Genomic DNA, 14,115 nt, shown 5'->3' with positions numbered 1-14,115 from the left:
CCTCATGACCCACCCCCTATGACCCGCCCCTCATGACGCGTCGCCCTCATGACCCGTCGCCCTCGGGACACCCCGCCCGAGACCCGCCACAGGCCATGACCCACCCCTCGCGACCCGCCGTCCTCGGGCCATGCCGCCCGGGCGCCGGCTGCGCGCCCGTCGCCGTGCGGGAGGCGTTTCCGCAGGACGGGGCGTGGTAGATACCCCGCATCCCCCGTGACGATCTGCCGGGGGTGTCGGGATGAGCGAAACGACCGCCGACGGCCGCGCGTCCTTCTGGTCGGCCGTCCTCGCCGTGCTGCAGCGGATCGGCCGATCCCTCATGCTGCCCATCGCCGTCCTGCCTGCCGCCGGTCTGCTGCTCCGCTTCGGCCAGGACGACCTGCTCGGCCGTACCGACAACGCCTTCGTCGACAAGGTGGCCGTCATCTTCGCCGCCGCCGGCGGCGCGCTCTTCGACAACCTGCCGCTACTGTTCGCGGTCGGCGTCGCCATCGGGTTCGCCAAGCGCGCCGACGGCTCGACCGCGCTGGCCGCCGTGGTCGGCTACCTGGTGTTCGACCAGGTCACCCGCCGCATGTTCTTCTACTCCACCAGTGAGGCGGTCAGGGCCAAGGTCACCCTCACCCTCCAGGACCACAGCACGGTGATCAACCAGGCCGCCTCCGCCCAGCCGACGGGCGTCCTCGGCGGCATCGTGATCGGCCTGGTGGCCGCGGTGCTCTGGCAGCGCTACTACCGGATCAAGCTGCCCACCTGGCTGGCCTTCTTCGGCGGCAGACGGTTCGTCCCCATCATCACCGCCGTCGCCGCTCTCGGGCTCGGCGTCGTGTTCGGCATCATCTGGCCGCCCATCGGCACCGCGCTGACCGCCTTCGGCGACTGGCTGGCCACCCATTCCACCGTCGGCGCGGGCGTCTACGGCGTGGCCAACCGCCTGCTCATCCCGCTCGGCCTGCACCACTTCATCAACTCGATCGTCTGGACGGTCATCCCCGAGTGCACGGTGAACGGCGTGCACGCCGCGGGCGACCTCAAGTGCTACGCCATCGGCCAGCAGGGCGCGGGGATCTTCATGACCGGCTTCTTCCCGGTGCTGATGTTCGGCGTCCCGGGGGCGGCGCTGGCGATCTGGCGGGCGGCGCCCTCGCACAAGCGGGCGGCGGTGGGCTCCATCATGGTCGGCGCCGCGCTGACCGCGTTCGTCACGGGGATCACCGAGCCGGTGGAGTTCGCGTTCATCTTCGTGGCGCCGCTGCTGTTCGTCCTGCACGCGCTGCTCACCGGGGTCTCCATGGCCCTGCTCGCGACGCTGGACACCCGCCTCGGGTTCAGCTTCTCGGCGGGCGGCATCGACATGCTGCTCAACGCCACCAAATCGAACACCCACCACCTGGTCCTGATCATCGCGATCGGGCTGGTCTACTTCGTCCTGTACTACGCGCTCTTCAGCTTCCTGATACGCAAGTTCGACATCCTCACCCCGGGCCGGGAGCCCGACGAGGACACCGAGCAGCCCGCTCGCTGACATTCGACAGGCCGGCAATGGCCCGAAATACCGGCCGGAATGGATTCGGAACGGCAGGCACGCCATGCGCGTCCGCCGAAATACACGACAGGCTGGTGACCAACCGATCCAACTCGTCGTGATCTTCTTCGTTGATCCCCGCAAAAAGATCGGGAGAAGCGGAAAAGTTGGCGACTGATGTATCTGGGCTTGGGACCGAAAACTCCTTATACCGACGTTCTCCCGCATGAGGTTGGAGGTTTCATGGCATCACGGCTGCGTCCCGCTCCGCTCCCCCGCGTCACCCTCACCCCCGTCCCCGACCCGCCGTACGACGGGGAGCACCACGGTCCGGAGCCCACCACCCAGGGGTCGCTCGCCCTCGCCCCCGACCCGCTCCCGTTGGTCTGGGGGCCGCCCGGCTCCATCCCCGACGAGCGCCACCTGCGCCACCTCGGCCAGGCGCTCGCCGAGATCCTGGCCGGCCGCCGGCCACCCGAAACGGTCAGCGACCGGCTCACCGAACGGGCCTACGCCGAACTCGTCCGCGCCGGAAAGATGATCACCACCGGCGGCCGGCCGTTCGCGGGCGTTCCCCGCGTGACGCAGCCCAAGGAAGGGGTGGTGGAGATGTGCCTGCTGGTGCACTGCGGCGAACGCAGCCACGTACTGGCGCTCCGGCTGGAACGGCGCGGCGTCCAGTGGCTGTGCACCGACTTCGAGACCGCCTGACACCCCGGTAGTCCGAAACCACCGGACACGCCGGTACGGCGGGCCTCCCGCCCGCCGTACCGCCCTCTACCGACGCCCCGCGCCCCTACCCCACCGACGACCCTCCACACCCGACCTGCCCCCGCTTCCTCAGCCACCCCCCAGAACCCGGCGCCCCCGCAGCCCGCCGCTCCGGAACCTGCAGCCCCCCGCAGCCCGCCGCTCCGGAACCTGCAGCCCCCGCAGCCCGCCGCCCGGCAAGGACCCCGGCGCCCCGGCAGTACCGTGCCCTCGGCATCACGCCACGCCGGAACCGACCCACGCTTCCGCTACCCCCCGATGTGCGGCCGGTGGGCCGCATGCGAAAGGCCCCGCCCCCAGATGGGGACGGGGCCTCGAAACGCCGGCCGCTACGCCTCGACGTGCTTCGGGTCGCCGTGGCAGCGCTTGTACTTCTTGCCCGACCCGCACGGGCACGGCGCGTTGCGCTCCACGTTGCCGTAGGCGGCACGCTCGGCGGCCGTCGTGCGGACCTTGGTGTGCTCGACCTCGCCCGCCTCGCCGGGAGCGGTGTACTCCAGCTCGGTCGGCCGCTGCGGCCCGCGCAGGCCACGCGCGATGATCGACCGGGTCTCGGCGATCTCCGCCGACTCCTCGACGATCGGGTTCTCCTGCACCTCGACCTCGAGGTTGAACAGGTAGCCGACCGACTCCTCCTTGATGCCGTCGAGCATCGCGGAGAACATCTCGAAGCCCTCGCGCTGGTACTCGATCAGGGGGTCGCGCTGCGCCATGGCGCGCAGGCCGATGCCCTCCTGGAGGTAGTCCATCTCGTAGAGGTGCTCGCGCCACTTGCGGTCGAGGACCGACAGGATGACGCGCCGCTCCAGCTCGCGCATGGCCTCGGAGCCGAGCTCCTCCTCGCGCCGGTCGTAGGCGGCGAGGGCGTCGGTCTTGATCTTGTCGCGGAGCACGTCGGCCGACAGCTCCTCGCGGCCGCCCGCCCCCTCGACGACGTCCTCGAGGCTGATCGAGATCGGGTACAGCTCGCCGAACGCCTTCCACAGCTTGTCGAGGTCCCACTCCTCGGAGAAGCCCTCGGCCGTGGCGGCGCCGACGTACTCGTCGATCACGTCGGTGACGAAGCCGCGGACCTGCTCGTGCAGGTCGGCGCCCTCCAGCACCCGGTGGCGCTCGGCGTAGATCACCTTGCGCTGCCGGTTCATGACCTCGTCGTACTTCAGAACGTTCTTGCGGATCTCGAAGTTCTGCTGCTCGACCTGGTGCTGGGCGGAGGCGACGGCCTTGGTGACGATGCCCGACTCGATCGGCTGGTCGTCGGGGATGTTCATCCTGACCATGATCGCCTCGACGCGCGGCGAGTTGAACAGCCGCATGAGGTCGTCGCCGAGCGAGAGGTAGAAGCGCGACTCGCCGGGGTCGCCCTGACGTCCGGAACGGCCACGCAGCTGGTTGTCGATGCGCCGCGACTCGTGACGCTCGGTGCCGAGGACGTAGAGGCCGCCGAGCTCGGTGACCTCCTCGTGCTCGGTCTTGACCGCCTGCTTGGCCTTCTCCAGCGCCTCGGCGTAGGACTTCTCGTACTCCTCCGGCGTCTCGACGGGGTCGAGGCCGCGCTGGCGCAGCTCGGTGTCGGCGCGGAACTCGGGGTTGCCACCGAGCATGATGTCGGTGCCTCGACCGGCCATGTTGGTGGCCACGGTCACGGCGTGCTTGCGGCCCGCCTCGGCGACGATCGACGCCTCACGCGCGTGGTTCTTCGCGTTGAGCACCTCGTGCTTGACGCCCTGACGGGTCAGCATCTTCGACAGCCGCTCGGACTTCTCGACCGAGGTGGTGCCGACCAGGACCGGCTGGCCGGCGGCGTAGCGCTCCTTGATGTCCTCGACGACCGCGGTGAACTTGGCGTCCTCGGTGCGGTAGATGAGGTCGGACTGGTCCTTGCGGATCATCGGCCGGTTGGTCGGGATCGGGACCACGCCGAGCTTGTAGGTCTGGTGGAACTCGTTCGCCTCGGTGGCCGCGGTGCCGGTCATGCCGGCGAGCTTGCTGTAGAGACGGAAGTAGTTCTGGAGGGTGATCGTGGCGAGCGTCTGGTTCTCGTCCTTGATCTTCACCCCCTCCTTGGCCTCGATGGCCTGGTGCATGCCCTCGTTGTAGCGGCGCCCGTGCAGGACTCGGCCGGTGAACTCGTCGACGATCAGGACCTCGCCGTCGGCGACGATGTAGTCCTTGTCCTTCTTGTAGAGCTCCTTGGCCTTCAACGCGTTGTTGAGGAAGCCGACCAGGTGGGTGTGCTCGGGCTTGTAGAGGTTGTCGATGCCGAGCCAGTCCTCGACCTTCTCCACGCCGGACTCGAGCACGCCGACCGTGCGCTTCTTCTCGTCGACGACGTAGTCGCCGGTGCTGGGCTCGCCCGGGTTCTTGGCCTCGACGCCCCTGCGGAGGCGCGGCACGATCTTGGCGAACTCGGTGTACCACTTGCCCGACTGCTCGCCGGGACCCGAGATGATCAGCGGCGTACGGGCCTCGTCGATGAGGATGGAGTCGACCTCGTCGACGATCGCGAAGTTGTGGCCGCGCTGGACGCACTCGTCCAGCGACCAGGCCATGTTGTCGCGCAGGTAGTCGAAGCCGAACTCGTTGTTGGTGCCGTAGGTGATGTCGGCGGCGTACATCTTGCGCCGCTCCTCGGGGCTCTGCCCCGCGATGATCACCCCGGTCTCGAGGCCGAGGAAGCGGTGGATCCGCCCCATCTTCTCCGCGTCACGCTGGGCCAGGTAGTCGTTGACCGTGATGACGTGGACGCCCTTGCCGGTCAGCGCGTTAAGGTAGCTGGGCAGCACGCAGGTCAGGGTCTTGCCCTCACCGGTCTTCATCTCGGAGATGTTGCCCAGGTGAAGGTTGGCGCCGCCCATGATCTGGACGTCGTACGGGCGCTGGCCGAGCACGCGCCGCGCCGCCTCCCGCACCGCGGCGAAAGCCTCGGGCAACAGATCGTCGAGCGACTCCCCATCGGCGTGTCGCTGCTTGAACTCGTCCGTAAGCGCGCGCAACTCCGCGTCGGACAGGCTCTTGAAGTCGTCCTCGATGGAGTTGACCTGGTCGGCGATCCGCTTGAGCTTGCGCAGGACCTTGCCCTCGCCGGCGCGCAGAATCTTGTCGAGAATGGCTGGCACTTTGTGTAAAGCTCCTCGCAGGTCTACCCCGGCGGCCGCCAGGAGGAGAGGCTGAGACAAACTTCCCCATGGCCATCGTAGGCGGTTCCGCCACCAGACACAGCCACCGCGACTAGGAGGCCGCAACACCCGTCTGGGAGAATGGTCTTTCGGCAGAGCGTATGCCGATCTGGTTTGATCTCGCACCATTGACATGGCTCGGCGGGAAACATCTTCAGGAGGGATAGGCCATGGCAGATGGTCACAACCTTGGCAACCACGCCGGACGGGCGTCCTCGTGGCTGGCGGTCAGCATCATGCTGGCCGGGTTCACCGTGGGCGGTGTCGGCCTGACGATAGCCAACTGGATGATCGTCTGGGTCGGTGTCGGGATCTTCGTGCTCGGCGGGGTCCTCGCCCTTGTCTTCGACATCTTCTCCGACGTCGTCATCGACGCGCCCCGTGTCGGCATGCGCGCCGAGGACCATCGCTGACGAACTCCGCCGACGGCGGGCGGCAGGGGATCCAGACCCCGCCGCCCGCCGTCGCCGTTCCAGGACCGGCACCGGGCGTCGCCCCCGGCGTCCGCCCGACGCCGGTGCCGATGCCGATGCCGATGCCGATGCCGATGCCGGTGCCGACGCCGGTGCCGACGCCGGCCGACCGTTGTGCGGCGGGTGGTCACCCGGCGCGGACACCTCCCGACCGGCGTTTCCCTGACCGGCAGACGTGCCCCCTTACCGGCAGACGCGCCCCCTGACCAGTAGACGCGCCCCCTTACCGGTGGACGTGCCCCCTTACCGGTGGACGTGCCCCCTGGCCGGTGGAGGCCCGGGGGTCCATGTCGAGGCGCCGGTCGTGGTGGCGATCCGTGGCGCGACGGGTGAACGGCGTCGCGGTCCCCTGGGCGCGGTTTTCTGTCGGTGCCCGCCGTTACGATCGCGGCATGCTGTGCCGTACCCCCGGATCCACGACATGACCGAGCTGAGCGCCGACGACGCGCGCCGCCTGATCCTGCGCGCCCAGGGTTTCCTGGGCGCCGAGGGAAGGCGCGGCGGCGTGCAGGGGATGCTGCGCAGGCTGGGCGCCGTCCAGCTCGACACGGTCTCCGTCCTGGCCCGCTCCCACGAACTGGTCGCCTACGGCAGGCTGGGCGCCGTCGGCAGGACCACCGTCGAGCGCGCCTACTGGCACAACCCCGCCCGCAGCTTCGAGTACTGGTGCCACGCCGCCTGCATCCTGCCGATCGAGCACTGGCCGCTGTACGGCTTCCGCCGCCGCGCCTACCGCGCGCGCCGGCAGCGCTGGCACGAGGTGCCCGCCGACTACGAGAAGGTCCTTCACCAGGTGCGCGACAGCGGCCCGGTCACCACCTCCGACATCGGCGGCGCCAAGAAGAGCGCCGAGTGGTGGGACTGGTCCGACTCGAAGATCGCGCTCGAGTGGCTGCTCGACATCGGCGAGCTGGTCTGCACCAGGCGCGTCGGCTGGCGCAGGGTCTACGACCTGGCCGAGCGTGCCGTCCCCGCCGACCTGCTCGGGCAGGAGCTCACCGACGAGGAGTGCGTCGTACGGCTGGCCGCCGTCGCCGGCGCCTCCCTCGGCGTGGCCACGCGCGCCGACCTGATCGACTTCCTCAGGTTGAGGGGCTCCTACGCCGCGCTGCTCGACCAGGCTCTGGCCGACGGCGCGGCCGGGCTGGTGCCGGTCAAGGTGGCCGGCTGGGCGCCGAACGGGCAGGCCGCCGACGCGTGGGCGAGCCCCGAGGTGCTCGCGTCTGAGCCGCGCGGGCGGCACCGCACCACGCTCGTCTCGCCGTTCGACTCGCTGATCTGGCACCGGGGCCGCACGTCGCGGGTGTTCGGCTTCGACTACACCCTGGAGCTCTACGTCCCCAAGGCGAAGCGGGTCCACGGGTACTTCACGATGCCGGTGCTGTCGGGCGGCAAGCTGATCGCGCGGGTCGATCCGGCGCGGGAGGGGCAGACGTTCGTGGCCAGGCACGTGTCGTTCGAGTCGCCGAGGGTGCGGCCGGCCGACCTGGCGGGGGTGCGGGAGGCGCTCTGGTCGGCGGCGAGCTGGGTGGGATGCACCGACGTGCGGGTGGAGCGGGTCACCTCCGAGGCGCACGCCAAGCCGCTGCTCGACGCACTCCCTCTCGCCCTGCCCGACCTCCGCTGACTCGCCGGACGGCCCGCCAACGGCAGCCCCGGACGAAGCGGGCGGCCCGCTGACGGCAGCCCCGGACGAAGCGGGCGGCCCGCTGACGGCAGCCCCGGACGAAGCGGGGCGCCCCGGAAAGGGGCGCCCCCGCTTGGTCACGCAGGGTGAGGGCGGAGCCTCAGGTGATCTCCAGCATGCGTTCGCGGACGGCGTAGACCACCGCCTCCATCCGGGAGTGCAGCTGTAGCTTGTCCAGGATGTTGCGCACGTGGTTCTTCACCGTGTTCTCGGAGATGAACAGCTGCTTGGCGATCTCGCGGTTGTTCATCCCCTTGGCCACCAGCCGCAGCACCTCCATCTCCCGGTCGGTCAACCGGGGTACGGGCAGCTGCGGCGGCCGCTCGGCCTCCTTGCGGCTCATGTTGGCGAACTCGGTGATGAGCTTGGCCGCCATGGCGGGGTTGATGAGCGACTGCCCCTCGTACACCCCGCGCACCGCGTCGGGCACCTCGTCGATCTGGACGTCCTTGAGCAGGTAGCCGGTCGCCCCCGCCTTGATGGCCTCGAAGAGGTCCTCCTCCTCGTCGCTGACCGTCAGCATGATGATCCGCGTGCTGGGCACCGACGCCTTGATGCCGCGGGTCGCCTCGATGCCGCCTTGGCGGGGCATCCTGACGTCCATCAAGACCACGTCGGGCAGAAGACGATCGGCGAGTTCGACCGCCTCCTGACCGTCGCTGGCCTCGCCGACCACCTCGATGTCGTCCTCGGCGGCCAAAGCCAGCGCGAGGCTGCGCCTGATCAGCTCGTGATCGTCAACGATCATCACGCGGATCGGGTCGCTCATGCGGCCTCCTCAGCGGACCGCATCTGCCTGATGGCTCGCTCGCTCACGTGGCCGAGGCGCGCCGCCCCGGCTCGCTCGCTGCGCTCGCTCACGTCTCCTCCTCGTGGGGGGCCAGAGCCGTTGAACCGCCATGATGCCAGGCTTTTGCGGTCCTGGGGTGGTCGAGAGGATCTTCGTTGGCGTAGTTCAGGGCTCGACGAGCCGCAACACGCCGTAGTTGTAGCCGCGCCGGCTGTAGACGACGCTCGCCTGGCCGCTCTCCTTGTCGCGGAACAGATAGAAGTCGTGCCCGACCAGTTCCATCTCGAGGAGGGCCTGGTCGATGGTCATGGGTTCGGCTTTGTGGAACTTCTCCCGGACGACACACGGCCCGTCGCCGTCCATCTCGATGGGGACGATGTCGTCATAGGCCTTGTCGTCGGGCAGGAACTCCTCTTCGGACTCCGCCGGGGCGGGGGCGGGTATGGCCTCCGGCGTCGCTTCGTACACATCGGCGAGTGCGGCTGTCAGCTCCGCCACGGAAGGGGTCGCGTGGTTGCCGTGATGCACCTTGCGCCGGTCGGCGATGCGCCGCAGGCGACCTTCCAGCTTGTCGAGAGCGAGGTCGAGGGCGGCGAATCGGTCGTCGGCCGAGGCCTCGGCGCGGACCGCCGGTCCTCGGGAGTGAATGGTCAGCTCGACACGCTCGCGCTGGTCGGCGAGGCGGGGGTTGCGCTCCTTCGACACCTCCACATCCACTCGGATGAGCTTGTTGTCCAGACGTTCGATCCTGGCCAGCTTGGTCGTCACATGGTCTCGGAACCGGTCACTCACTCCTGTGTGCCGTCCCTTGACGATGATGTCCATGCAACAGCCCCCCTTCGTCTAACGACTGAGACAGAGCGCCCGGCGACGTGCATGCCAGGCGTGGTCTAGTTTCACCGTTACCCTCTTTCGACACGTCGTCACCAATGGCTCCAGTGGCACCCGTTCGGCCGACCTGGTCTTCGACCCCACATCCGCCTGCTGAGGGGTTCGCGGCTCCGTGCCACTACTGCCCTTCTCTTCTTGGCGAGGGACATCTGGACCCTCGGGAAGGCAGGACTTACCTCTAAGCCGCACCGTGATCAGTCGACAAAAAGTCGCTTTACGTGGACCGTTTCGCCTGCGGCTGGCATCGGCTAGCAGAGCCGGGACCCCCGGCTCTGCGCAACCACGGACCCGAACGGGTGCCATGTCAGAACGCTATCCGCATCAGGACCGAATGTCAGCCTGAGGATCGCCCAAAAGATCACTTTCCGTGATTTTCTTCGGCTCCTCAAGGGGTAGATGATGCCCCCTTTGACGGTTGAACACACCTTTCGACCTGCCTCTCCAGACGGATGAGCTGCGCAGAAGGAAGGGACATGTGGCGAACCGGGGAGCCCACGGCTTTGGCGTTCTCTTTACCCTCCGTGAGGAAATCCGGTGGACCGCGTCGGCGTGTCGCGGCGACGGTCACCGCGGCGGCCACCTCCGCTCCCGTCTCACGTACCGCTCTGGCCGCCTCCGCGAGCGTCGCCCCGGTGGTGACGACGTCGTCCACGATGACCATGGACGCGCCTGAGCGGCCGCTCAGGCGGCCTTTACCCGCGGGGTCGACTCGCAGGGAGGAGGCGAGGTTGGCGGCCCGCTGCGCGGCGCTCAGGCCCGCCTGATCGGCGACCCTCCTGCCGTGCCGGAGGTCGGTGCGGAGAGTGACCTCCCGGCCGAGCCCGCCCAGCTGCCGTACGGCGAGCGCGGCCAGACGGCGGACCGGGTCGTGCCCCCTGGCGCGTACGGCACGCCCGGCGCTCGGCACGGGCACGACGGCCAGGGCGCCCTCGGGGACGGCCGTGGCCAGGGTGAAGGCGAGGGCGTGGGCCAGCGGGACGGCCAGCGCCGTACGGCCGCGCTCCTTGTAATGGAGGATCGCCTGGCGGGCCGCGCCCTCGTAGAGGGTCGCCGACCAGCAGGCGGGCAGGCCGGCGGGGGCGGGACGGGGCGCGCGGAGGGCGGGGGCGACGACCAGGCAGGCGTCGCACAGCAGGCTGCCGCGCCTGTCGCAGCCGACGCAGCGGGTGGGCAGGAGGAGGTCCAGCACGGGGACCAGCATGGAGGCCGGCACCGACAGAATCCCGGTGCGGGCGGCCTGGCCTCCGGGGTGGAAGGTCGAGGCCGGCACCGGCAGAACCGCCGGTCAGGGCGGATGCCGGCGGCTCCGGAGGGGCGCGTCAGTCCAGGGGGAAGGTCGGTGACTGGGTGCCGGCCTGGACCTTGGTGTCGACCCACTTGTCCTGCACCAGCTCCAGCACCTTGCCGCCGTCCTCGCCGTCGGTGCCGGCGACCAGCCGCTCGTTCAGGGCCGAGATGGACGTGATCCGCTTGTCCGCCGCCAGCTGCCGCAGCTGCCCGTTGCTGATGTCGATCTCCGTGGGCGTGCTGCCCGAGCTGCTCCCCACCAGCGCGATCAGGTGCTCGGAGTCACTCCACGCCAGGTCCTTGATCTCCTCGGTCTCCCCGGTGGTCAGCAACGTCTGGAAGTGGTCGAGCCGGTCGCCCGCGATCACGCCCACCATGACCGACAGCGCGCCGCCGTCGGAGACGACGGCCGCCACGCGGGTTCCGTCCCGCGCCACCTTGAACGCGGTGACCCGCTTGCCGTTGAGCTCGGGCGCGGCGACGCGCGTCACCGGCTGCTCGTGGTTGGCGCTGTCGTGGCGCAGCACGTAGGAGGTGTGGTCGTCGATCCTGTCGACCGTCCACAGCGTGCCGTTCCAGTTCCAGCTCGGCGGCGTCAGGTCGGTGCCCTTGATCGCCTCCTGCCACTGGCTCTCCGGCGAGAGCCGGTTGGTCCAGATGCTGCGCCCGTCGCTCTTCAGCGCGGCCACGTACTCGGTCGGGTCTCCCTTGGCGAGGGGGCCTGGCGCGATCGCGGGCTCCTTGTACTCCTCGCCGAGCTGGCCGACGGGTCCGGGGACGGCCAGGCCCGCGCCCTTGGCGCCGAGCCACATCAGCTGGCCGTTCTGGACGAAGTAGACCTTGCTCTCCGGCGGGCGCGGCCAGCCGTCGTTGTCCTTGGGCCCAATGACCAGCGGCGTGGAGTCGTAGAAGGTGTCGCCGTTGAGCCGCACCTCGATGCTGCGGCCCTTGGTCACCTCGCGCAGGCTCCACTGCAGTTGCTTCATCAGCGCCTCGGCCGGTGGCGGGTCCTGCTTGAACCGCCCTTCGAGGTAGACCACGACCGACTCCTCGCCGGGCGTGATCCGGTCGAGGCTGATGCCCTCGAACGCGGTGGACACGGCGCCTTCGAGCGACTCGCTCGGCCCTTCGAGCAGCCTGTCGACGATCGTCTCCGCCAGCGACCTGGTGGGGTTGATCGGCAGCCAGACGTGGTCGACGACGGGCAGCGCGCCCGGGTCGTCCAGCGAGCCGGACCCGCCGAGGAAGTAGATGTCGGCCGGCTCGTAGGCCCTGCGCACGTCGGCGGCGGTGAGCAGCATCAGCCCGTTCCTCAGCCTGGCGACCCGGTAGCCGTCCGGGGTCTTGGCCACCATGAACTGCAGGGTCAGCTTCTCCCGCTTGGGCTCGTACCAGCCGTCGTCGTGGATGACGGCGATCTGGGTGGCCTCGAGCTGCACGATGTCGTCGCCCACCGGCTGGTAGGTGGGGTTGTCCTCGACGACGAGGACCGAGCCGTCCGGCTTCCAGGCGCGCTTGGCCTCGGGCGTGAGGTACTCGCGCAGGATCTTCTGCTCGACGTCGTCGAAGCTGGCCATGGAAGCCTGCAGCCCCTTGACGGTCCTGACGGCGTCCCACTCCTTCTGGGGCGGTGTGGCGACCATGCGCTGGAACGGCTTGCTCAGCGAGTCGGCCGCGTCGGCGGGGGTGACCTGCTCGGGCGGGCCGCCCACCGAGATCACCGAGCAGGCGGAGCCGCCGCACATCACGCTCGCCGCCATCACGGAGGCCAGGATCCTCCTACTCCGCATGGAAGACCCCCTCCCCCACCACCGGTGAGAGGACCGGCGTGATGTGCCCGCGCCACGTCCGCCGCATCTCCACCTCCGGCGGCACGAGCGAGAGCGGCGAGCCCTTCAGCTCGGCCCCCGCCGTGCGCGGCAGGGTGAGCCTGAACTGCGAACCCTCCCCGGGCGAGCCCCACGCCTGCAGCCAGCCGCCGTGCAGCATGGCGTCCTCGCGCGAGATGGCCAGCCCGAGCCCGGTGCCGCCGATGGTGCGCGCCCGCGACGGGTCGGCCCGCCAGAAGCGGTCGAAGACCATCTGCTCCTCGCCCGGCTTGAGGCCCACGCCGTGATCCCGTACGGCCACGGCCGCCGAGTCGCGGTCGGCGCCCACCGTGACGACGATCTCGCGCCCCTCGCCGTGCTCGATCGCGTTGAACAGCAGGTTGCGCAGGATCCGCTCGACCCTGCGGCTGTCGATCTCGACCATGCAGGGCTCGCTGGGCAGCCGCAGCTCGAAGCGGGTGCCGTGCCGTTCGGCCAGCGCCTCGGAGTCGGCCACGGCGCGCAGCACCACGTCGCGCACGTCGGTGGAGTCGAGGTCGAGCGTGGCCGCTCCCGCGTCGTAGCGGCTGATCTCCAGCAGGTCGGCCAGCATCGACTCGAACCGCTCGAGCTGCGCCTGCATGAGCTCGGCCGAGCGCGCGGCCATCGGCTCGAAGTCCTCACGGGCGTCGTAGAGCAGGTCGGCGGCCATGCGCACGGTCGTCAGCGGGGTGCGCAGCTCGTGCGAGACGTCGGAGACGAACTGCCGCTGCACCTGCGACAGCTCCTCCAGCTGATGGATCTTGAGCGCCAGGTTGGCGGCCATCTCGTTGAAGGAGGTGGCCAGGCGGGCCAGGTCGTCCTCGCCGCGTACCTTGAGCCGCTCGTCGAGGCGCCCGGAGGCGAGGCGTTCGGCGGCCTGGCGGGCCAGCCGTACGGGGGTCACCACCTGGCGGGTGACCAGGGAGGCGATGGCGCCGAGCAGCAGCACCAGGCCGATGCCCACGACCACGACCACCTGTCTGACGATGGAGAGCAGCGACTCCTCGTCGGTGAGCGGGAAGAAGTGGTAGATCTCGTAGCCGTCGTCGATGAAGGCGCCCACGACCAGGGTGAGCTGAGGTTCGGCGCTGGGGGCGAACTTGAGCCGGTAGACGCCCTGCAGGGGGTCGTTGAGCACGCCCTTGTCGCGCTTGAGGAGGAGCCGGTTGCGCAGGTCCTCGGGGACGTCGGTGGGCAGGACGCTGCCGGTGGCGCGCGACTGCCCCGGTTCGGTCGGGTTGAGCACGAGCAGCTGGTAGCGCTTGCGCCAGCCGTTCTCGCCGGTGCCGATGATGCTGTTGACGGCCGCGTCGAGCGGGCCCTCGGCGACCGCGGGGCCGCCCTCGCCCTGTTTGGGCGGTTCGATGGGCTCGGCGTCGAGGGCCGCCGCGATGGCCACCCGGTCGGCGGTGGCCTCGTTGGCCGCCGACAGCTTGCGGCCGTTGAGCACCGAGGTGTTGATCTCCTGGACCAGGAAGACGCCGAGCACCGCCACCACGGTCACCGAGATCACCAGCGTGCTGGTGATGACCTGGAGCTGCAGCGACCGCCGCCAGGTGCGCCGGACAGCGCTTGCCGCACGCCGAGCCCGCCGCCGGACGCCACCCAGAATCTGGCGAAGCGTCCTGCGACGGATCCTGGTCTTCGACGGAGGCATGA

General features: G+C 69.7%; 10 protein-coding genes. 4 read left to right on the top strand and 6 right to left on the bottom strand.

The window, feature by feature from the left end:
* Positions 1-241: 241 nt before the first annotated feature.
* Both ABZX22_RS20380 and ABZX22_RS20375 read left to right on the top strand, forming a co-directional pair.
* Positions 242-1,528 carry a PTS transporter subunit EIIC gene (locus tag ABZX22_RS20380; RefSeq protein ID WP_354911173.1) on the top strand — a complete coding sequence of 429 codons (1,287 nt, stop codon included), beginning with the start codon at positions 242-244 and terminating at the stop codon, positions 1,526-1,528.
* 243 nt (positions 1,529-1,771) lie between these two features.
* A complete protein-coding gene (locus ABZX22_RS20375) occupies positions 1,772-2,239 on the top strand; it encodes an Rv3235 family protein (RefSeq protein ID WP_354911170.1) in 468 nt (155 codons plus the stop codon).
* A 389-nt stretch (positions 2,240-2,628) separates the two neighbouring features.
* Here the strand turns inward: ABZX22_RS20375 and secA are convergent, their stop codons facing one another.
* Positions 2,629-5,418 carry a preprotein translocase subunit SecA gene (gene secA, locus ABZX22_RS20370; protein WP_354911168.1) on the bottom strand — a complete coding sequence of 930 codons (2,790 nt, stop codon included), beginning with the start codon at positions 5,416-5,418 and terminating at the stop codon, positions 2,629-2,631.
* Positions 5,419-5,648: 230 nt separating this feature from the next.
* On the opposite strand from secA, the gene ABZX22_RS20365 reads away from it, so the two are divergent.
* Together ABZX22_RS20365 and ABZX22_RS20360 are read left to right on the top strand one after the other, a co-directional pair.
* Positions 5,649-5,891 (top strand): HGxxPAAW family protein, encoded by a 243-nt coding sequence (locus tag ABZX22_RS20365; RefSeq protein ID WP_354911165.1) that lies wholly within the window; start codon positions 5,649-5,651, stop codon positions 5,889-5,891.
* 481 nt (positions 5,892-6,372) lie between these two features.
* A complete protein-coding gene (locus tag ABZX22_RS20360) occupies positions 6,373-7,578 on the top strand; it encodes a crosslink repair DNA glycosylase YcaQ family protein (RefSeq protein ID WP_354911162.1) in 1,206 nt (401 codons plus the stop codon).
* 160 nt (positions 7,579-7,738) lie between these two features.
* Here the strand turns inward: ABZX22_RS20360 and ABZX22_RS20355 are convergent, their stop codons facing one another.
* From ABZX22_RS20355 to mtrB, 5 genes are all read right to left on the bottom strand, one after another.
* Positions 7,739-8,407 carry a response regulator transcription factor gene (locus tag ABZX22_RS20355; RefSeq protein WP_354911159.1) on the bottom strand — a complete coding sequence of 223 codons (669 nt, stop codon included), beginning with the start codon at positions 8,405-8,407 and terminating at the stop codon, positions 7,739-7,741.
* Positions 8,408-8,593: 186 nt separating this feature from the next.
* Entirely contained in the window at positions 8,594-9,253 is a 660-nt protein-coding gene (gene raiA, locus ABZX22_RS20350) for a ribosome-associated translation inhibitor RaiA (RefSeq protein WP_354911157.1), read from the bottom strand.
* A gap of 451 nt (positions 9,254-9,704) precedes the next feature.
* A complete protein-coding gene (locus ABZX22_RS20345; RefSeq protein ID WP_354911155.1) occupies positions 9,705-10,508 on the bottom strand; it encodes a phosphoribosyltransferase family protein in 804 nt (267 codons plus the stop codon).
* 130 nt (positions 10,509-10,638) lie between these two features.
* The gene (locus ABZX22_RS20340) at positions 10,639-12,396 is read right to left on the bottom strand and encodes an LpqB family beta-propeller domain-containing protein (protein ID WP_354911153.1); all 1,758 of its coding nucleotides are present in this window, start codon (positions 12,394-12,396) and stop codon (positions 10,639-10,641) included.
* A complete protein-coding gene (gene mtrB, locus ABZX22_RS20335) occupies positions 12,386-14,113 on the bottom strand; it encodes an MtrAB system histidine kinase MtrB (RefSeq protein ID WP_354911149.1) in 1,728 nt (575 codons plus the stop codon). The genes ABZX22_RS20340 and mtrB overlap by 11 nt, the downstream gene beginning before the upstream one ends.
* Positions 14,114-14,115 lie beyond the last annotated feature (2 nt).

This window comes from Nonomuraea sp. NPDC003804, from assembly GCF_040610675.1.
In the GTDB taxonomy this organism is placed as follows: domain Bacteria; phylum Actinomycetota; class Actinomycetes; order Streptosporangiales; family Streptosporangiaceae; genus Nonomuraea.
The sequence above is the reverse complement of the archived record's forward strand: the minus strand, read 5'-3'. Positions and strand labels throughout refer to the sequence as shown.